Genomic DNA, 20,103 nt, shown 5'->3' with positions numbered 1-20,103 from the left:
TAGAACTCTCTCACATAATTCTCTTTTTATTCGATTGGTCGGTAAGTGTGGTATGGACGTTGCTGCATATAGCCCAATTTGGATTCCGCTACCGATACAGGCTCTGCGCTAAAGGAGCATAAGGACAGTATATGATCGAACAACTATTCAGGCCGGATTCTGTCGAACAGGCTCTTGAACTGAAACGCCGCTATCAGGATGACGCCGTCTGGTTCGCCGGTGGCAGCAAACTAAATGCAACGCCGACACGCACCGATAAGCGTATTGCTATCTCACTTCGTGATTTAGAACTATCGTGGGTTGACTGGGATAACGGCACATTACGCATTGGCGCCATGACTTCCCTACAAATGCTGCGCGATACCCACTTTATCTCGTCCGCACTTTTCGATGCGCTCGGCTTTGTCTATTCCCGACACCTGCGCAATCAATCAACCCTTGGCGGGGAAATTGCCGCCCACCAGGAAGAGTCCGTTTTACTCCCGGTGCTGCTGGCACTCGATACCTTGCTGCTATGTGGCAACGGTGAAACCCTGCCTTTGGAAGATTATCTCGCCGATCCGGACGATCGGCTGATAACAGAAATCGTCATTAAAGATCCCTATCGTCTTTGTGCCACGCGCAAAATCAGCCGCTCACAAGCGGGGCTAACGGTGGTCACTGCGGCCGTTGCGCTCACCGAACATGATGGTATCCGCATTGCCCTTAATGGTGTAACCCCCCGCACGCAGCGTCTGCGTGATATCGAGGCGCAAAACCTAGAAGGCAGCGCGCTAGAACAGGCGGTCGCTGACGCCATTTTCCCAAAAGAAGATCTGCGCGGCAGTATTGCCTATAAACGCTATATCACCGGGGTAGTCGTGGCAGATCTCTATGCCGATTGCCAGCAAATGGGGGAGGAAATCGCATGATTATCCATTTTACGCTAAACGGCGCCGCGAAGGAGCTGAAGGTAAATGCGGGTGAAAACGTTCAGAAACTGTTGTTCAACCTCGGCATGCATTCGGTCCGTAACAGCGACGATGGCTTTGGTTTTGCCGGTTCTGATGCCATCCTCTTTAACGGCAACATCGTCAATGCATCCCTGCTGATTGCGGCGCAATTAGAACAGGCGGAAATTGCTACCGCTGAATCATTGGGTAAATGGAACGAACCCAGCCTTGTCCAGCAGGCCATGATCGACGTCGGCGTTGTTCAGTCAGGCTATAACGATCCTGCCGCCGCACTCATCATGACCGATCTTCTCGACAGAATAGCAGCGCCAACCCGCGATGAAATCGATGATGCGCTGTCCGGCTTATTCAGCCGCGATGCCGGCTGGCAGCAATTTTATCAGGTGATTGAACTCGCCATTGCCCGTAAAGCCGATCCCCACGCCAGCTTGACCGTAGCCCCGACTTTCCGTCCCGATCTCAACGTGATAGGTAAGCTGCATCCCAAGTCAGACGCGGCCGTCATGGTCCAAGCCAAACCGTGCTACGTTGAGGATCGCGTAACGCCCAATGCCTGTATCATCAAAATGCTACGTAGCCCGCATGCGCATGCGCTGATCACACACCTTGATGTTAGCGAAGCAGAGGCTCTCCCCGGCGTCGTTCATATCATCACCTATCGCAACTGCCCTGATATTTACTACACACCAGGCGGTCAAAGCGCACCTGAGCCATCGCCGTTAGACAGACGTATGTTTGGCAAAAAAGTACGCCACGTCGGCGATCGCGTAGCCGCCGTCGTCGCCGAGAGTGAAGAGATTGCGCTAGCAGCGCTCGCACTGATTCGCGTTGAATACGAAGTGCTAAAACCCGTCATGTCGATTGACGAGGCGATGGCGGAGGACGCGCCGGTGGTGCACGACGAACCGGTGGTGTACGGCGTTGGCGCACCGGATACGCTAGAGGAAGACAATACGCACGCCGCGCAGCGCGGCGAGCATATGATAGTGAATTTCCCTATCGGCGCACGCCCGCGTAAGAATATTGCCGCCAGCATCCACGGCCATATCGGCGACATGGAAAAGGGCTTTGGTGATGCGGATGTCATTATCGAGCGGACCTACCACTCCACCCAGGCACAGCAATGCCCAACCGAACCCCATATCTGCTTTACCCGCATGGACGGCGATCGGTTGGTTATTCACGCTTCCACTCAGGTCCCGTGGCACGTTCGCCGCCAGGTCGCGCGCATTGTCGGCATGAAGCAACACAAGGTTCATGTTATCAAGGAACGTGTTGGCGGCGGGTTTGGGTCAAAACAAGATATCTTATTGGAAGAAGTTTGCGCTTGGGCAACCTGCGTGACGGGGCGGCCAGCCTATTTCCGCTATACCCGTGAAGAAGAGTTTATTGCCAATACCTCGCGCCACGTTGCCAAAGTCACGGTCAAACTCGGCGCGAAAAAAGACGGTCGACTCACCGCCGTGAAAATGGATTTCCGTGCCAATACCGGGCCTTATGGCAACCACGCGCTTACCGTTCCCTGCAACGGCCCGGCGCTGTCACTGCCGCTGTATCCCTGCGATAACGTTGATTTTCAGGTCACCACTTACTACAGCAATATCTGCCCTACCGGGGCTTATCAGGGCTATGGCGCGCCAAAGGGCAACTTCGCCCTGACCATGGCTTTAGCGGAACTGGCGGAACAGCTGCAAATCGACCAGCTAGACATCATCGAGCGCAACCGCGTACATGAAGGCCAGGAGCTAAAAATCCTCGGCGCAATTGGCGAAGGCAAGGCCCCAACCTCCGTCCCAAGCGCCGCCAGCTGCGCGCTGGAAGAAATTCTGCGACAGGGTCGGGAGATGATCCAGTGGTCATCGCCTAAACCACAGCAGGGTGATTGGCGAATCGGTCGTGGGGTCGCCATTATTATGCAGAAATCGGGCATCCCCGATATCGACCAGGCAAACTGCCTGATAAAGCTAGAGTCAGACGGCACCTTTATCGTTCAATCTGGCGGCGCGGATATCGGCACCGGGCTCGACACGGTTGTCGCGAAGTTGACCGCCGAGGTGCTGCACTGCCCGCTATCCGACGTGCAGGTTATCTCCGGTGACACGGACAGCGCCTTGTTTGATAAAGGTGCTTATGCTTCGTCAGGCACCTGTTTCTCCGGCAATGCGGCGCGTAAAGCGGCAGAAAACCTACGCGATAAAATCCTCTTCCACGGCGCCGAAATGCTCAAGGAACCTTTATCCGACGTGGTGATTGCGGCGCCAGGGGTTGTCCGCGGCAAAACGGGTGAAGTGAGCTTTGGCGATATTGCGCATCTTGGTGAAACCGGAACGGGGTTTGGCGCCCTTTCGGCTACCGCCTGCTATATCACGCCGGACTTTGCTTTCCCGTACGGCGCAAACTTTGTCGAGCTTGGGGTCAATATTCGCACCGGGGAAATCCGCCTTGATAAGTTCTACGCCTTACTCGACTGCGGCACACCGGTTAACCCCGAACTGGCACTGGGGCAAATCTATGGAGCCACTATGCGCGCCATCGGTCACAGCCTAAGCGAAGAGATAATCTACGATGCAAAGGGCCATCCTCTCACCCGCGACCTGCGGGCTTACGGAGCGCCTAAAATTGGCGATATTCCCCGAGATTTCCGCGCGGTACTGGTCCCTAGCGATGATAAGGTCGGTCCCTTTGGCGCAAAATCAATCTCTGAAATCGGCGTTAACGGTGCCGCCCCAGCTATCGCCACCGCTATCCATGATGCCTGCGGCGTTTGGTTGCGCGAATGGCATTTCAGCGCAGAGAAAATTCTGCGTGCGCTAGGAAATCTCTAACGAAAACGGGCCGTTTCTACGGCCCATTTTCCCCTCACCGGTTTAGCAGGATGATGTGTATTGCGAATTGAGATAACGCATTCTCAGGGCTTTCTACGACCAAAATTCGCCAATGCTTTCCTCAAAATCAGATGATCAAATTTGCTTTAGAAGGAGTAAAGGGATGTCTGATATAACTCGCACAAACTCGGACCTGATATACGAATTAGAGGATAAGCCGCCATTTTACCAAGCCATCATTGGCGCGATAACGCATTTGCTCGCGATATTTGTGCCGATGGTGACACCAGCATTAATCGTTAGTGCCGCATTACAACTTTCTACCGAAACCACTGCTTATCTGGTCTCAATGGCGATGATTGCTTCCGGCATTGGCACCTGGCTGCAGGTGAACCGATACGGAATAGTCGGCTCTGGCCTGCTCTCTATTCAGTCCGTTAATTTTTCCTTCGTCACCGTGATGATTGCACTCGGCAGTAGTATGAAGAGTGATGGTTTTCACGAAGAACTTATCATGTCATCACTGCTCGGCATTTCGTTTGTTGGCGCATTCCTCGTCGTCGGCGCATCCTTTATTCTGCCCTATTTACGCCGGGTGATTACGCCCACCGTCAGCGGTATTGTTGTGCTGATGATTGGCCTGAGCTTAATTAAAGTCGGCATTATTGATTTCGGCGGCGGTTTTGCGGCTAAAAACAGCGGTACCTTCGGCAGCTACCAGCATATTGGCGTGGGTCTTCTGGTATTAATGGTGGTCATTGCCTTCAACTGTTGTCGTAGCCCACTGCTACGCATGGGCGGTATTGCGATTGGGCTGTTTGTTGGCTACATCGTTTCATTATGCTTAGGAATGGTCGACTTTAGCGGCTTGCATAATTTACCGTTAATCACTATCCCCTCTCCATTCAAATATGGTTTTCATTTCAGCTTTCACCATTTTCTGGTAGTCGGCACCATTTATTTACTCAGCGTGTTAGAGGCTGTTGGCGATATTACAGCGACCGCGATGGTTTCGAATCGCCCGATTGAAGGGGAAGAATATCAATCACGCCTGAAAGGCGGCGTGTTGGCCGATGGTATTGTTTCCGTTATTGCTTCAGCCGTCGGGTCATTACCGCTGACTACCTTTGCCCAAAATAACGGCGTGATACAGATGACGGGTGTCGCCTCGCGGCATATTGGTCGGGTCATTGCCATTATGTTGGTTGTCCTTGGACTGTTTCCAATGATTGGTGGCTTCTTTACCACCATTCCATCCGCCGTGCTGGGCGGTGCGATGACCTTAATGTTCTCGATGATAGCGATAGCAGGAATACGCATCATTATTACTAACGGTTTAAAACGTCGCGATACCTTAATCGTCGCCACCTCCCTGGGATTAGGCCTTGGCGTGTCCTACGATCCCGAAATTTTCAAAATATTACCTGCATCAATTTATGTGTTAGTAGAAAACCCCATTTGCGCCGGCGGATTAACGGCCATCGTTCTTAATATCATTCTCCCTGGCGGCTATCGCCAAGAAGAAGTTCTACCTGCCACCGCTTCCGCTAAGAAAATTCAATAAATATGAAGGAACTTATTATGTCCGAAGAGAAAAAGTTAAAAGCGATACGCGGTAGCTTTATTGATATCACCCGGACTATTACGCATCCGGAAGAGATCGAATCAGCGTTACGCTTTATTGAGGATGGTTTACTGTTAATTGGTGACGGTAAAATTGAATGGTTTGGTCAATGGGAAGAGGGAAAGCATCTCATCCCGGACGCTATTCGCATTCGAGATTACCGCGGTAAAATTATCGTTCCTGGATTTGTCGATACGCATATTCACTACCCACAAAGTGAGATGGTGGGGGCCTACGGCGAGCAATTGTTAGAATGGCTAAATAAGCACACTTTCCCCACAGAGCGCCGCTATGAGGATTTGGATTACGCCCGGGAAATGTCCACCTTTTTCCTCAAGCAACTTTTGCGTAATGGCACAACGACGGCATTAGTTTTCGGTACCGTACATCCGCAGTCGGTTGATGCCCTATTTGAAGCCGCAAGCCATATCAATATGCGGATGATCGCAGGCAAAGTGATGATGGATCGCAATGCTCCGGATTATCTCCTTGATGATGCGCAAAGCAGCTATGAGCAAAGCAAAGCGCTGATCGAACGCTGGCATAAAAATGGCCGTCTGCTATATGCCATCACCCCACGCTTCGCCCCGACGTCATCCCCCGAGCAGCTGGCAATGGCACGGCGGCTGCGCGAGGAATACCCCGACACCTGGATACACACCCACCTTTGCGAAAACAAAGATGAAATCGCATGGGTCAAAGAGCTGTACCCCGAAAACGATGGCTATCTCGATGTTTATCACCAGTTTGGCCTGACCGGTAAAAACTGCGTTTTCGCCCACTGTATACATCTTGAAGAAAAAGAGTGGGATCGCCTGAGTGAAACCCAGTCCAGCATCGCATTTTGCCCAACGTCTAACCTGTATCTCGGCAGCGGGCTGTTTAACCTACAAAAAGCATGGCGCAAAAAAATCAGCGTGGGCATGGGCACAGATATTGGCGCGGGCACCACGTTCAATATGCTGCAAACCCTCAATGAGGCCTACAAAGTGGTACAGCTTCAGGGGTATCGGCTTTCCGCATTTGAAGCCTTTTATCTCGCCACGCTTGGCGGCGCCAAGGCATTGGGGCTAGACAATCTGATTGGTAACTTCAACCACGGGAAAGAGGCCGATTTTGTGGTGCTTGAACCGACCGCCACACCGTTACAGCAGCTGCGCTATGACAACTCCGTCACGCTTGCCGACAAGCTGTTCGTGATGATGACTCTCGGCGATGACCGCTCCATCTACCGCACTTATGTCGATGGTCGGCTGGTGTATGAACGCAGTTAACCAATTGAAATTAATAAATTCACTCTTTTGAGGACACCATTATGTCTGGAGAAATGCAGCACACGCCTGCTTCCTCGTCATTGCGCGGTGCATTGGAAAATTATTTTCACATCTCCGCGCGGGGCAGCAGCGTTCGCCAAGAGATCCTCGCCGGGCTAACAACATTTTTAGCCATGGTTTACTCGGTGATCGTCGTCCCCGGCATGTTAGGAAAAGCGGGCTTTCCTCCCGCGGCAGTTTTCGTCGCTACCTGTCTGGTTGCGGGCTTCGGCTCACTGCTGATGGGGCTGTGGGCCAATCTTCCGATGGCTATTGGCTGCGCCATTTCGTTGACCGCATTCACCGCTTTTAGCTTGGTTCTCGGGCAGCATATTAGCATCCCAGTCGCCCTAGGGGCCGTGTTCCTGATGGGGGTGCTCTTTACCGCCATCTCCGTCACCGGCATCCGCACCTGGATCCTGCGCAATTTACCGATGGGTATCGCTCATGGCACCGGTATTGGTATCGGCCTGTTTCTGCTGCTGATTGCGGCAAACGGCGTTGGTTTGGTCATTAAAAACCCGCTGGAGGGGCTGCCGGTCGCTTTGGGCGCCTTTGACTCATTCCCCGTGATCATGAGCCTGCTTGGACTAGCCGTCATTTTTGGTTTGGAGAAATGTCGGGTGCCCGGCGGGATCCTGTTGGTGATCATCGCTATCTCAATTATCGGCCTTATTTTTGACCCTGAAGTGCAGTATCACGGCCTGATCGCAATCCCCAGCCTTAGCGGGGCGGACGGTCAATCCTTGATTTTTAGCTTGGATATTATGGGGGCGCTCAAACCAGCGGTATTACCTAGCGTATTGGCTCTGGTAATGACCGCGGTATTTGACGCAACCGGCACCATTCGCGCCGTCGCAGGCCAAGCCAATCTTCTTGATAAGGACAACCAGATAATTAATGGTGGAAAGGCGTTAACCAGCGATTCAGTTAGCTCCGTGTTCTCAGGCCTAGTGGGTGCTGCTCCAGCGGCGGTTTATATTGAATCAGCGGCAGGAACGGCGGCCGGCGGAAAAACCGGGTTAACTGCCGCCGTTGTGGGCTGCCTGTTCCTCGTCATACTCTTTTTCTCCCCACTGTCATTTTTAATCCCCGGTTATGCCACGGCACCCGCATTGATGTACGTCGGTCTATTGATGCTGAGTAACGTCTCCAAACTTGATTTCAATGATTTCATTGATGCCATGTCGGGGTTGGTCTGCGCCGTATTCATCGTCTTAACCTGTAATATTGTCACCGGCATTATGTTGGGCTTTGTGACTCTGGTTATTGGTCGGCTGTCGGCACGTGAGTGGCAAAAACTCAACATTGGAACGGTGATCATCACCGTTGCTCTGGTGGCCTTTTACGCAGGGGGATGGGCAATCTAGTCCGAAACCCACTCTAGGCCTTCTGGCGTGGAGTGGGTGATTCTTAACATTTAACCTGCGCCAGACAACAGCACAGGAAGCAAAGGGCTACACTCTATTTTTGATAATCTGGTCATCGACACGCGCCTGCATAATAAAATGGAGATCACATGAATCGCTATATTCAAGAAGTCATCGACGCCCACGTCATTATCGAAAACTGGTTGGGTCGGGGAGAAGGGAGTGCCAGCGCATTAATGCAACGTTTCAGCGCCGATTTTGTGATGATCCCACCAAGCGGCGCCCGGATGGATAATCAAGCGGTCAGTGCTTTTTTCCAAGGCGCCAGCGCCTGCCGCCCAGGCTTAAAGATTGTTATTGATAATGTATCCCTTCTCGCTGAATGGCACGATGGAGCCGTCGTGATGTATAAGGAAATCCAGTATTTACCGGGAAAACCAGAATCTGCACGTTGGTCAACAGCGGTGTTCCGCCTACAGCAAGACAAGATAGTCTGGCTGCACTTGCACGAAACGGCTCAGGGATAACCGGCAATACAAAAGAAAAAGGCCCAATCGAATGATTGAGCCTTTTTGAGAAAAGGTATCTTACTCGCGGAATAACGCTTCGATGTTTAGCCCCTGTCCCTGCAGGATTTCCCGCAGACGGCGCAAGCCTTCAACCTGAATCTGACGCACGCGTTCGCGGGTCAGACCGATTTCACGGCCCACATCTTCAAGCGTCGCCGCTTCATAGCCCAACAGGCCAAAACGACGAGCCAGCACTTCACGCTGCTTGGCGTTCAGTTCGAACAGCCATTTGACGATGCTTTGTTTCATATCATCGTCCTGCGTGGTGTCTTCCGGGCCGTTTTCATTTTCATCGGCCAAGATGTCCAGCAGCGCTTTTTCAGAATCTCCGCCCAGCGGCGTATCAACTGAAGTGATGCGTTCATTGAGACGCAGCATACGGCTAACGTCATCAACTGGCTTATCCAGCTGTTCTGCTATCTCTTCCGCACTCGGTTCGTGATCCAGTTTATGCGACAGTTCACGCGCGGTACGGAGATAAACGTTCAGCTCTTTAACAATGTGGATTGGCAGACGAATAGTACGGGTTTGATTCATGATAGCCCGTTCGATGGTCTGGCGGATCCACCACGTTGCATAGGTCGAAAAGCGGAACCCACGCTCCGGGTCAAACTTCTCTACGGCGCGAATCAGCCCCAAATTGCCCTCTTCGATAAGATCCAGCAGTGCCAGACCACGATTGCCATAACGGCGGGCAATTTTTACCACCAGACGAAGGTTACTTTCAATCATCCGTCGGCGTGAGGCAACATCGCCACGCAAAGCACGGCGAGCAAAGTAAACTTCTTCTTCTGCGGTTAATAGCGGAGAATAACCGATCTCACCCAGATAGAGCTGAGTCGCATCGAGTACACGTTGAGTTGCACCCTGCGATAAAAGCTCCTCTTCGGCGAGCTCGCTGTCACTGGGTTCCTCTTCATTCAGGACTTTTTCATCAAAAGTCTCTGCTCCATTCTCATCAAACTCCGCATCTTCATTTAAATCATGAACTTTCAGCGTATTCTGACTCATTAAGGTGGCTCCTACCCGTGATCCCCAGGCAATGCACCTTATCATGTCACTTACCAGGCGGCCTCTACGGCTGCAGTTGCCACCTGAAAGCGTTCATGTGAAGTACTTTGCCGAATTATCGCTGCGGTAAATATTGCAGCGGGTTGACGGATTTCCCCTTGTAACGAATTTCAAAATGCAAACGTGTTGAACTTGTTCCTGTGCTACCCATGGTAGCGATTTTCTGCCCAGCCTTGATATCTTGTTGCTCTTTTACCAGCATCGTATCGTTATGAGCGTAGGCACTCAGGTAATCATCGTTGTGTTTGATGATAATAAGATTACCGTAACCGCGCAGTGCGTTACCGGCATAGACGACGCGCCCATCGGCGGTTGCGACGATTGCCTGTCCTTTACTGCCCGCAATATCGATACCTTTGTTGCCACCGTCGGTGCCGCTAAAGTTTTCGATAATCTTGCCGTCAGTTGGCCAGCGCCAGGAAGAAATTGGCGAACTGGTTGATGTACTGCTGGCAGTCGCTACGGTTGTGCTCGTCGTTGGTGCCGTAACAGGCGCTGTGACGGTCGTCGCAGGCTTGTTATTAGGCAACATTTTATTAGCACTTTGTTCACCTGAATCCTCAGAATACGTAATTGTCGAAGTCGACGCAACAGCCCCGGTTGAATTTTGTGCAGGTTTTGAGACTAATCCGGAATTTCCGCTACTGGTCTGCGCACTGGCTATCGCCACCGGATTATTACCGGTAATCGGCTGGCCTGAGGCGTTACCGACCTGCAGCACCTGCCCGACGTTCAAGGCGTAAGGCGCGGCAACATTGTTGCGTTGCGCTAGGTCGCGGAAGTCATTACCGGTGACCCAAGCAATATAGAACAGCGTGTCACCGTGTTTGACCGTATAGGTGCTCCCACCGGCGTAGCTGCCTTTTGGAATATCACCGTATTTACGGTTGTAGACAATATGGCCGTTTTCCATTTGCACAGGCTGCTGTGCAACCGGCTGCGACATGCGCGGCTGGCTTTGGATAGGTTGCGTCTGAACCGGCTGTACCGGTTGAATCTGAGGAGTTGACTGCGCCGTGCTGCCCATTTTTGGTGGCGGCGTAATTAGCATGCCGGAACTCGTGCTCGTGCTACCTGAACTGTTGCCGTTGACGGAACTGACTGGCGCTGGTGCGTTATTCGATGAAGAACAACCGGCCAGCCAAAGTGAAATCAGTGACAATGCCACTACACGATTAACGGTAAATTTAGGGCTTCCCGCGCTCATTTATCCCCCAGGAATAGGTTAACTGCCAGTGACTTAATACCGCGCAACGCACGTCTTGAACACTGGAAAACGTGTTCACCATACGCTGAATTGGACTGAAAACCCTCAGAAAAGTCCGGGTCTCAGGCCAGTTCCCCCTTCACCAGAGGAACGAAGCGAACGGCCTCGACGGTATCAATAATAAATTCGCCTCCCCGCCGATGAACGCGTTTCAAGTACTGCTGATCATCGCCCACGGGCAAGACAAGAATGCCGTCTTCATCCAGTTGCGACATTAACGCAACCGGGATTTCTGGCGGTGCAGCCGTCACGATGATGGCGTCAAACGGGGCACGAGCCTGCCACCCCTGCCAGCCATCGCCATGGCGGGTCGATACATTATGCAAATCAAGCTGCTTCAAGCGACGCCGGGCATGCCATTGCAGACTCTTTATACGTTCAACGGAACAAACGTGGTGTACCAAATGTGCCAAGATTGCCGTCTGATAACCCGAACCGGTGCCGATTTCCAGCACCCGAGATTCCGGCGTTAGCTCCAGCAGTTCGGTCATCCGCGCCACCATATAGGGTTGTGAAATGGTTTGCCCCATACCTATAGGCAGCGCCACGTTGTCCCATGCGCTGTGTTCAAACGCTTCGTCGATAAATTTTTCGCGAGGTACCTTAGCCAGCGCATCAAGCACCCGTTCATCACGGATGCCAAGCTGATGAAGCTGGTTCAACAGACTCTGGATGCGTTTACTGACTACCATTGCGCGTCAACCCTCGCCTGTTCCAGCCAATCGGATACCACCCCATGCGTGCTGTGTGCCGTGAGATCCACATGCAGCGGTGTCACGGAGACATAGCCTTCATCAACGGCGGCAAAATCGGTATCAGGCCCGGCATCGCATTGAGCGCCCGGAGGACCAATCCAGTAAAGCGTGTTGCCACGAGGGTCCTGCTGCGGGATGACCTTATCCGCCGGATGACGGCTACCGCAGCGGGTAACGCGAATACCTTTGAGTTGATCGAGCGGCAAATCAGGGACGTTGACGTTCAGAATGCGTCCGGTGCGCAGCGGTTCGCGCGCAAGTGCGCGCAGCAGCGAACAGGTCACTGCCGCAGCGGTTTCGTAATGTTGATGACCGTTTAGCGATACCGCCAATGCGGGAAAACCTAAATGACGGCCCTCCATCGCAGCCGCCACGGTGCCGGAATAGATAACATCGTCACCCAAATTCGGCCCGGCATTAATCCCCGACACTACAATGTCCGGGCGTGGACGCATCAGCGCATTGACACCCAGATAGACACAGTCGGTTGGCGTGCCCATCTGGACGGAAATATCACCGTTATCGAAAGTGAAGGTACGAAGCGAGGACTCAAGCGTGAGTGAGTTGGATGCGCCACTGCGGTTACGATCGGGTGCAACTACCTGAACCTCGGCAAATTCCCGCAAGGCTCTCGCCAGCGTCTGAATGCCTGGCGCATGGATCCCGTCATCGTTACTCAGCAATATTCGCATAATCACCTGTTGTATTGATAAGTTCCCTTACCACGCTGGTCGCAAAGCTGCCTGCCGGTAGCCAGAAGCGCAGTTCGACGGTGACGTCGTCCCACCAATTCCAACTCATCTGCTGCGGATACAGCATCATGGCACGGCGCGCAGCCTCGACTTTTTCACGCACCAGCAGCGACTGCAGTGTGGTCTCTTCAGCCAGCACGGCTTGTTCAAACGCCAGCGCGTCACGCTGGGTTCCCCAGTCGCCGCTACCGGGCAGCGCTGCGGTAATCATTAACTCCCGCGCGTTAACGCGTTCTTGCAATGTAGCCAGTTCTTCGTCACTGGCTACAAACCAGCTGCCACGCCCGGATAATTGTAGCGCATCGCCGTCAACAACTTGATTAAAGTCCGTTTTTTTTAGGCGTTCACTCACAATCTGATTAAACAACGCACTGCGGGATGCCGACAACCAAAAACTACGCTTATTCCGGTCACGTACCGGCGCCCCGCTCTGTGCCCAGCGCAGCGCGCCAAGCAGGTTACTACCGCCGATACCAAAGCGCTGAGCACCAAAATAGTTAGGCACGCCGCGTTCGACAATCGCCTGCAAACGGGACTCGACATCGTCGCGCCCTCTGACTTCGCGCAGCACCAGCGTGAACTGGTTGCCTTTCAGCGCCCCTAAACGCAGCTTACGCTTATGACGGGCATATTCCAGTACTTGGCAGCCTTCGAGCTGGAATTGGCTTAAATCCGGCATCGCGTTGCCCGGTACGCGTGCGCACAGCCACTGTTCAGTGACCGCATGCTTATCTTTTTGCCCAGCGAAGCTCACTTCACGCGCATGTATCTTAAGGAATTTAGCGAGCGCGTCGGCAACAAATCGGGTGTTGCAGCCATTTTTCAGAATGCGCACCAGGATATGCTCGCCTTCCCCGTCCGGTTCAAAACCTAAATCTTCGACCACCAGAAAATCTTCCGGATTGGCCTTCAACAGCCCCGGGCTCTGCGGTTTGCCGTGCAGAAAGGTTAACTCATCAAACGAGATCATGACTTCGCCTTATTCAACAAGGCAACGGCTTCACAAGCGATGCCTTCCCCACGACCGGTGAAGCCCAGCTTCTCGGTGGTGGTGGCTTTGACGTTGACGTCATCCATATGACAGCCGAGATCCTCGGCAATAAACACGCGCATTTGCGGGATGTGAGTCAGCATTTTCGGCGCCTGAGCGATGATAGTCACATCGACGTTGCCGAGGGTGTAGCCTTTTGCCTGCACACGCTTCCAAGCTTCACGCAACAGTGCGCGGCTGTCAGCGCCTTTGAAGGCCGGATCGGTATCCGGGAACAGCTTGCCGATATCGCCTAATGCCGCTGCGCCCAACAGCGCATCGGTCAGCGCATGCAGTGCGACGTCGCCGTCGGAATGTGCCAGCAGCCCTTTTTCATAAGGGATACGCACGCCGCCAATGATAATCGGGCCTTCGCCGCCAAAGGCGTGTACGTCAAAACCATGTCCAATTCGCATTATGCTCTCTCCGGGTTACCCAAGCGGGTGAGGTAAAATTCAGCCAACGCCAGGTCTTCCGGGCGGGTCACTTTAATATTATCAGCTCGTCCGGCAATCAACTCGGGGTGAAAGCCGCAATACTCTAAGGCTGAAGCTTCATCGGTAATGGTCGCCCCTTCATTCAGGGCGCGAGTTAAGCACTCAATCAGTAGCTCACGAGGGAAAAATTGTGGCGTCAAGGCGTGCCACAAATCGTTACGATCAACCGTATGCGCAATCGCCGTTTTGCCTGGTTCGGCCCGTTTCATGGTGTCGCATACCGGTGCTGCGAGGATACCGCCGACTCGGCTGGTTTCGCTCAGGGCAAGTAGACGCGCTAAGTCATCCGGGCGTAGGCACGGGCGGGCGGCGTCATGCACCAGCACCCATTGCGCATCGCCGGCGGCGCGCAGGCCAGCCAGTACGGAGTCCGCGCGTTCGGCGCCGCCGTCAACAACGGTAATCTGCGGATGCTGTGCTAGAGGGAGCTGCTGGAAACGCTCGTCGCCTGGAGAGACGGCAATGATCACCCGTTGAATGCGAGCATTGACCAGCAGCGCATCCACCGAGTGTTCGAGAATCGTTTTGTTACCGATTGAGAGATATTGCTTTGGGCAGTCCGTTTGCATGCGGCGGCCAAATCCGGCTGCCGGCACCACGGCGCATACGCCTAGAGAAGTTACGGCCATGTCGTCATCCTGAACTGATTATTGATTCGCCTGCGTTTGCCCCGCACTCTGGTTGCGTTTGGACGCATCCGGCACCAGACGATAAAACGTTTCGCCTGGGCGGGTCATGCTCAGTTCGTTACGAGCACGTTCCTCGATAGCTTCCTGACCGCCGTTGAGGTCGTCAATTTCGGCGAAAAGCTGATCGTTACGCGCTTTTAATTTTGCGTTGGTTGCTTGTTGTACGGACACATCATCGTTGACCCGGCTGAAGTCATGAAGACCATTTTTACCGAACCATAAGGAATATTGTAGCCACACCAGCAAAGCCAGTAATAGCAGCGTTAATTTACCCATCCTGCCCCCTGAAAAACGGCACTATCATCCCATAACTTGCCGTCATACTCCACACCGGCCGCAGGCGATACTGTATATCACCGGAAATGTACCACATTCATCGGTTCAAAAACGTCTCTTGTCACGGTCATCAAGGTGCCTTGCGTCTAACGCAAACGCATTAACTCATAATCCACATGAATAATAATCCACACAGTATGGCGACCGTCGCGAGGGTTGTAACGATGGTGTAACCCAGTCTCCCCTTCACTAGAGAGTGAAAGGCGACGCCGATGACGACCGCTACGGGCATCAGTGCGAGGAAGAAAGGCCACGTGTATAGAAAGAAGAATAGCGTGTTATTGCCATAGTGCAGATACGGGATACCCAGCGCCATCAACCACGCGACGAAGCCGACAAACGCCCCTGACAAAGACCAAGTGGCTTCGTCATAAGCAGGAGCGAGTGACTCTGTCTGGGTCACGTTGAGGTTCTGTGTCGTACGCATAAATAATCCTGTTAGGCCGGAGTAAACAAACTCCGGCACCTTTTCAGGATCTGATAATATCGCTCTGCCTCAGTAGATCTAATAATTGCGCAACCAAATTTGTTACTAATTGTTCACCATCAAGATGGATAGCCGGGTGCTCAGGGGATTCATATGCTGAATCAATGCCGGTAAAATTACGCAACTCGCCGGCACGCGCTTTTTTATAGAGCCCTTTCGGATCGCGAGCTTCACAGGTTGCCAGTGACGTATCGACAAAGATCTCAAAGAAACGATCTTCCCCCACCCGCTCACGCACCATCTGCCGTTCTGCGCGATGCGGCGAGATAAAAGCCGTCAATACCACCAGCCCCGCATCGACCATCAATTTCGCCACTTCACCTACGCGACGAATATTTTCTTTACGATCGGCATCACTAAAACCCAGATCGCTACACAGGCCATGGCGCACATTATCGCCATCCAGCAGGTAGGTACTCACCCCAAGCTGATGTAATGCCTCTTCCAACGCGCCTGCAACGGTAGATTTTCCCGAGCCCGAAAGCCCGGTAAACCACAGCACAACCCCACGATGCCCGTGGAGTTGTTCACGCTGCTGCGCGGTGACGGGATGGGCGTGCCAGACGACATTCTCGTCATGCAGAGCCATTACTTTCCTCCCAGCAAATCGCGTGCACCCCAATGCGGGAAGTGTTTGCGAACCAGCGCATTCAGCTCGAGTTCAAAGGCGCTGAATTCAGACGTTACGGTGGTTTCATCGGTGTTAGGTTCACGAACCATACCCGCGCCTACGGTAACGTTGCTTAAGCGATCGATAAAGATCAGACCGCCGGTCACCGGGTTCTCCTGATATTTGTCGAGCACCAGCGGCTCATCAAAAGTCAGGTCGATCAAACCAATGCCGTTTAGCGGCAGCGCTTCAACTTCCCGCTGCGTCAGATTATTGATATCTACCTGATACTGAATGCCATCCACGCGGGCGCGGGTTTTCTTACCGGCCACCTTAATGTCGTAGCTTTGGCCCACGGCCAACGGCTGCTCGGCCATCCACACCACGTCCACCGAGGCGCGCTGTACCGACGGCAGCGTGTCCTGCGCGTCCAGCAGCAGGTCACCGCGGCTGATATCAATTTCATCCTTCAGCACCAGCGTCACCGCTTCGCCCGCATGGGCTTCCTGCAGATCGCCATCGAAAGTGACAATGCGCGCCACGCTCGATTCAACGCCTGACGGCAGTACCTTAACACGCTGACCCACCTTCACGCTGCCAGAGGCAAGCGTGCCGGAGAAACCACGAAAATCGAGGTTTGGACGGTTAACGTATTGCACAGGGAAACGCATTGGCTGGGTGTCAACCGTACGGCGAATCGCCACGGTTTCCAGCACTTCCAGCAGCGTTGGGCCGCTGTACCACGCAATATTGGCGCTCTGGCTGGCAACGTTGTCGCCTTCCAGCGCGGAGAGCGGCACGAAACGAATATCTAGGTTTCCGGGCAGCTGTTCGGCAAAGGTCAAATACTCTTCGCGAATGCGGTTAAAGGTCTCTTCGCTATAACCGACGAGATCCATTTTGTTGATAGCCACAACCAAGTGCTTGATCCCCAGCAGCGTCGAGATAAAGCTGTGGCGACGGGTCTGATCGAGCACGCCTTTACGCGCATCGATAAGCAAAATAGCGAGATCGCAGGTCGATGCGCCGGTTGCCATGTTACGGGTGTACTGCTCATGCCCCGGCGTGTCGGCAATAATAAACTTACGTTTTTCGGTAGAGAAATAGCGATAGGCCACATCAATCGTAATGCCCTGCTCACGCTCAGCCTGCAGGCCATCCACCAGCAGCGCCAGATCGAGTTTTTCACCTTGGGTGCCATGGCGCTTGCTGTCGTTATGAAGGGATGACAACTGATCTTCGTAAATCTGTCGGGTGTCATGCAGCAGGCGGCCAATGAGCGTACTTTTACCGTCATCCACGCTGCCGCAGGTTAAAAAGCGCAGCAGGCTTTTGTGCTGCTGGGCATGCAGATAGGATTCAACGCCACCTTCATCAGCAATTTGTTGTGCAATCGTCGTATTCATGGCGGCTCCTTAGAAATAACCCTGACGTTTTTTAAGCTCCATGGAGCCGGCCTGGTCGCGGTCAATCATGCGCCCCTGACGTTCACTGGTGGTCGAAACCAGCATCTCTTCGATAATTTCCGGCAGCGTTTGCGCCTCGGACTCCACCGCACCGGTCAACGGCCAGCACCCTAAGGTACGGAAACGCACCATGCGTTTTTCAATCACCTCGCCCGGCTGCAGGTCAATCCTGTCGTCATCAATCATCATCAGCATGCCGTCACGCTCCAGCACTGGGCGTTCAGCGGCCAGATACAGTGGAACGATGTCGATATTTTCGAGGTAGATGTACTGCCAGATATCCAGTTCAGTCCAGTTAGAGAGCGGGAAGACGCGGATGCTTTCGCCCTTGTTAATCTGACCGTTGTAGTTATGCCACAGCTCAGGTCGCTGGTTTTTCGGATCCCAACGGTGAAAACGGTCGCGGAAGGAGTAGATACGTTCTTTAGCACGTGATTTTTCTTCATCGCGACGCGCGCCGCCAAAAGCGGCATCAAATCCGTATTTATTCAGCGCCTGCTTCAACCCTTCGGTTTTCATAATGTCAGTATGTTTGGCACTGCCGTGGACAAACGGGTTAATGCCCATTGCCACCCCTTCCGGGTTTTTGTGCACCAGCAGCTCGCAGCCGTACGCTTTCGCGGTACGGTCACGGAATTCGTACATTTCGCGAAATTTCCAGCCAGTGTCGACGTGCAGAAGCGGGAACGGCAACGTACCTGGGTAAAACGCCTTGCGCGCCAGATGCAGCATCACGCTGGAATCTTTGCCGATGGAGTACATCATCACCGGATTAGAGAATTCGGCGGCCACCTCACGGATGATATGGATGCTTTCCGCCTCCAGTTGTCGCAGGTGTGTAAGTCGTTTTTGGTCCATAACCATTCCTTAAGCCTGATTCATCGCATGTCTGTTGTGTGTTGGGCTGGATAGCGTTGTCAGCACGGTTTGTTTGTTGTTGCGGGCGTCGTGCTACAACTCGCTAACAATCAGCAACACAGGGACTATAGGGGGAGGCTCGGGTCAAATGAAATTACGAAAAGGAATGAGTTGTTACTGAAAGGAATAACGGACTGGAAAAGCTAATATCAAAAAGTGCTTAACACACTCTTTTTCCGGCGTTTAAGAGCATTTGAAATTGTGTAATGAAAACGGCGGTTTCATACTAGGCGCGTCTATTTTTTTGTTCTGTTGTAAGGATTACCTATGTTCTCCGCACTGCGCCACTGCATGGTAGCCTTGGCGCTCGGCGTATGTATTACTCTCCCGGCACACGCGGCATCCGCTTCGCTGGGCTCCATCGCCAATACTCAGGCGCGTTATATCGCCACCTATTTCCCAGGCCGCATCACCGGTACCCCCGCTGAAATGCTTTCTGCAGACTACATTCGCCAGCAATTTACCCAAATGGGATACCGCAGCGATATCCGCACGTTCAGCAGCCGCTTCATCTATACCAGTAAAGACAACCGTAAAAACTGGCATAACGTTACCGGCAGCACGGTAATAGCGGCGCATGAAGGTAAATCCGGTCAGCAAATTATCGTGATGGCGCATCTCGATACTTACGCCCCGCACAGCGACAGTGACGTAGAAAAGAACCTCGGCGGCCTGACGCTACAGGGCATGGATGATAATGCGCTTGGCCTCGGCGTGATGCTGGAACTGGCGGAGCGCTTTAAAAATATCCCAACCCAATACGGCATTCGCTTTATCGCCACCAGCGGTGAAGAGGAAGGGAAGCTTGGCGCGGAAAATGTGCTGAAACGGATGAGCGCCGCAGAGAAAAAAAACACGCTGCTGGTTATCAATCTCGATAACCTAGTGGTTGGCGATAAAATCTATTTTAACAGCGGCGTAAAAACACCCGCTTCGGTCCGCAAGCTGACCCGCGACCGTGCCCTAGCCCTTGCGCACAGTCGCGGCATTGCTGCCGCCACCAACCCTGGTTTGAATCCTCTGTATCCTCAGGGCACCGGCTGCTGCAACGACGCAGAGGTGTTTGATAAAGCAGGCATACCGGTGCTTTCCGTCGAGGCCACTAACTGGTCGCTCGGCAAGAAAGACGGCTTCCAACAGCGGGCAAAAACCGCCAGCTTCCCTGATGGCACCAGTTGGCACAATGCCCAGATAGATAATCAACAGTATCTCGATAAAGCGCTGCCGGGACGCATTGAGCACCGCAGTCGCGACGTTGTGCGGGTGATGATGCCGCTGGTACAAGAACTAGCAAAGGCAGAGAAACGCAGCTAAGCGCGGGAATGGGTGCTAGAGGCCGAAAGCGAACAGCCAATACGCGGGGTTTCCCCCGCGTTGTCGCTACTTCTTCGGTTCGTAAGCGAGAATAGCTTTAAACTCCATACCACGCTCCCGGAAGCTCAATTCGCACAGCGAATCGCGCACCATTAGCGTGAACCCTAATGCCGTTGCACACAGCACAATGATTGCTACAAGAGCATACTTTGTCAGCATATCTTGCCTCCCTGCAAAGAAGAGACTAACATCTGAAC

At 53.2% G+C, this 20,103-nt stretch carries 20 protein-coding genes; 7 read left to right on the top strand and 13 right to left on the bottom strand.

Translation table 11 applies throughout. From position 1 onward, the window contains the following. Window positions 1–131: 131 nt before the first annotated feature. The 6 genes from ygfM to AB4K05_RS02905 all read left to right on the top strand — a co-directional run bounded on the left by ygfM (window position 132) and on the right by AB4K05_RS02905 (window position 8,612). Window positions 132–911 (top strand): molybdopterin-dependent oxidoreductase FAD-binding subunit, encoded by a 780-nt coding sequence (gene ygfM, locus AB4K05_RS02930; RefSeq protein WP_368478514.1) that lies wholly within the window; start codon window positions 132–134, stop codon window positions 909–911. After that, entirely contained in the window at window positions 908–3,778 is a 2,871-nt protein-coding gene (locus AB4K05_RS02925; protein WP_368478513.1) for a molybdopterin-dependent oxidoreductase Mo/Fe-S-binding subunit, read from the top strand. Before ygfM ends, AB4K05_RS02925 begins: the two co-directional genes overlap by 4 nt. Before the next feature lie 163 nt (window positions 3,779–3,941). Continuing rightward, window positions 3,942–5,342 carry an NCS2 family protein gene (locus tag AB4K05_RS02920; RefSeq protein WP_368478512.1) on the top strand — a complete coding sequence of 467 codons (1,401 nt, stop codon included), beginning with the start codon at window positions 3,942–3,944 and terminating at the stop codon, window positions 5,340–5,342. Between the two features lie 17 nt (window positions 5,343–5,359). Then, entirely contained in the window at window positions 5,360–6,676 is a 1,317-nt protein-coding gene (guaD, locus tag AB4K05_RS02915) for a guanine deaminase (protein ID WP_368478511.1), read from the top strand. A gap of 41 nt (window positions 6,677–6,717) precedes the next feature. After that, window positions 6,718–8,085 carry an NCS2 family permease gene (locus AB4K05_RS02910; RefSeq protein ID WP_368478510.1) on the top strand — a complete coding sequence of 456 codons (1,368 nt, stop codon included), beginning with the start codon at window positions 6,718–6,720 and terminating at the stop codon, window positions 8,083–8,085. Between the two features lie 149 nt (window positions 8,086–8,234). Continuing rightward, the gene (locus AB4K05_RS02905) at window positions 8,235–8,612 is read left to right on the top strand and encodes a nuclear transport factor 2 family protein (protein WP_368478509.1); all 378 of its coding nucleotides are present in this window, start codon (window positions 8,235–8,237) and stop codon (window positions 8,610–8,612) included. 60 nt (window positions 8,613–8,672) lie between these two features. Here AB4K05_RS02905 and rpoS read toward each other — a convergent pair whose 3' ends face one another. The 12 genes from rpoS to cysD form a co-directional block, all read right to left on the bottom strand. Further along, entirely contained in the window at window positions 8,673–9,665 is a 993-nt protein-coding gene (gene rpoS, locus AB4K05_RS02900) for an RNA polymerase sigma factor RpoS (protein ID WP_052282148.1), read from the bottom strand. Between the two features lie 115 nt (window positions 9,666–9,780). After that, window positions 9,781–10,878 (bottom strand): murein hydrolase activator NlpD, encoded by a 1,098-nt coding sequence (gene nlpD / locus AB4K05_RS02895; RefSeq protein ID WP_368478639.1) that lies wholly within the window; start codon window positions 10,876–10,878, stop codon window positions 9,781–9,783. Between the two features lie 176 nt (window positions 10,879–11,054). Beyond that, window positions 11,055–11,684: a protein-L-isoaspartate(D-aspartate) O-methyltransferase gene (locus AB4K05_RS02890; protein ID WP_368478508.1), complete on the bottom strand. Its 630-nt coding sequence runs from the start codon at window positions 11,682–11,684 to the stop codon at window positions 11,055–11,057. Continuing rightward, window positions 11,678–12,439: a 5'/3'-nucleotidase SurE gene (gene surE / locus AB4K05_RS02885; protein ID WP_368478507.1), complete on the bottom strand. Its 762-nt coding sequence runs from the start codon at window positions 12,437–12,439 to the stop codon at window positions 11,678–11,680. Before surE ends, AB4K05_RS02890 begins: the two co-directional genes overlap by 7 nt. Further along, window positions 12,420–13,469 carry a tRNA pseudouridine(13) synthase TruD gene (gene truD / locus AB4K05_RS02880; RefSeq protein WP_368478506.1) on the bottom strand — a complete coding sequence of 350 codons (1,050 nt, stop codon included), beginning with the start codon at window positions 13,467–13,469 and terminating at the stop codon, window positions 12,420–12,422. Before truD ends, surE begins: the two co-directional genes overlap by 20 nt. Then, entirely contained in the window at window positions 13,466–13,945 is a 480-nt protein-coding gene (ispF, locus tag AB4K05_RS02875) for a 2-C-methyl-D-erythritol 2,4-cyclodiphosphate synthase (protein ID WP_368478505.1), read from the bottom strand. Before ispF ends, truD begins: the two co-directional genes overlap by 4 nt. Then, window positions 13,945–14,655: a 2-C-methyl-D-erythritol 4-phosphate cytidylyltransferase gene (ispD, locus tag AB4K05_RS02870; protein WP_368478504.1), complete on the bottom strand. Its 711-nt coding sequence runs from the start codon at window positions 14,653–14,655 to the stop codon at window positions 13,945–13,947. The genes ispF and ispD overlap by 1 nt, the downstream gene beginning before the upstream one ends. Before the next feature lie 18 nt (window positions 14,656–14,673). Continuing rightward, entirely contained in the window at window positions 14,674–14,991 is a 318-nt protein-coding gene (gene ftsB, locus AB4K05_RS02865) for a cell division protein FtsB (RefSeq protein ID WP_368478503.1), read from the bottom strand. 160 nt (window positions 14,992–15,151) lie between these two features. Continuing rightward, on the bottom strand, window positions 15,152–15,478 hold the full coding sequence (locus AB4K05_RS02860; RefSeq protein ID WP_368478502.1) for a DUF3561 family protein: 327 nt from the start codon (window positions 15,476–15,478) through the stop codon (window positions 15,152–15,154). Between the two features lie 43 nt (window positions 15,479–15,521). Continuing rightward, window positions 15,522–16,127, bottom strand: coding sequence for an adenylyl-sulfate kinase (cysC, locus tag AB4K05_RS02855; protein ID WP_368478501.1), 606 nt, complete (start codon window positions 16,125–16,127; stop codon window positions 15,522–15,524). Then, window positions 16,127–17,554, bottom strand: a complete 1,428-nt coding sequence (cysN, locus tag AB4K05_RS02850; RefSeq protein ID WP_368478500.1) for a sulfate adenylyltransferase subunit CysN — start codon at window positions 17,552–17,554, stop codon at window positions 16,127–16,129. The genes cysC and cysN overlap by 1 nt, the downstream gene beginning before the upstream one ends. Before the next feature lie 9 nt (window positions 17,555–17,563). Next, window positions 17,564–18,472, bottom strand: coding sequence for a sulfate adenylyltransferase subunit CysD (cysD, locus tag AB4K05_RS02845; protein WP_368478499.1), 909 nt, complete (start codon window positions 18,470–18,472; stop codon window positions 17,564–17,566). A 327-nt stretch (window positions 18,473–18,799) separates the two neighbouring features. On the opposite strand from cysD, the gene AB4K05_RS02840 reads away from it, so the two are divergent. Beyond that, a complete protein-coding gene (locus AB4K05_RS02840; RefSeq protein WP_368478498.1) occupies window positions 18,800–19,846 on the top strand; it encodes an aminopeptidase in 1,047 nt (348 codons plus the stop codon). A 66-nt stretch (window positions 19,847–19,912) separates the two neighbouring features. Here AB4K05_RS02840 and AB4K05_RS02835 read toward each other — a convergent pair whose 3' ends face one another. After that, a complete protein-coding gene (locus AB4K05_RS02835; protein ID WP_368478497.1) occupies window positions 19,913–20,065 on the bottom strand; it encodes a Hok/Gef family protein in 153 nt (50 codons plus the stop codon). Between the last annotated feature and the right edge of the window lie 38 nt (window positions 20,066–20,103).

Source organism: Kluyvera sp. STS39-E, from assembly GCF_040932435.1.
Taxonomy (GTDB): domain Bacteria; phylum Pseudomonadota; class Gammaproteobacteria; order Enterobacterales; family Enterobacteriaceae; genus Kluyvera.
The sequence above is the reverse complement of the archived record's forward strand: the minus strand, read 5'-3'. Positions and strand labels throughout refer to the sequence as shown.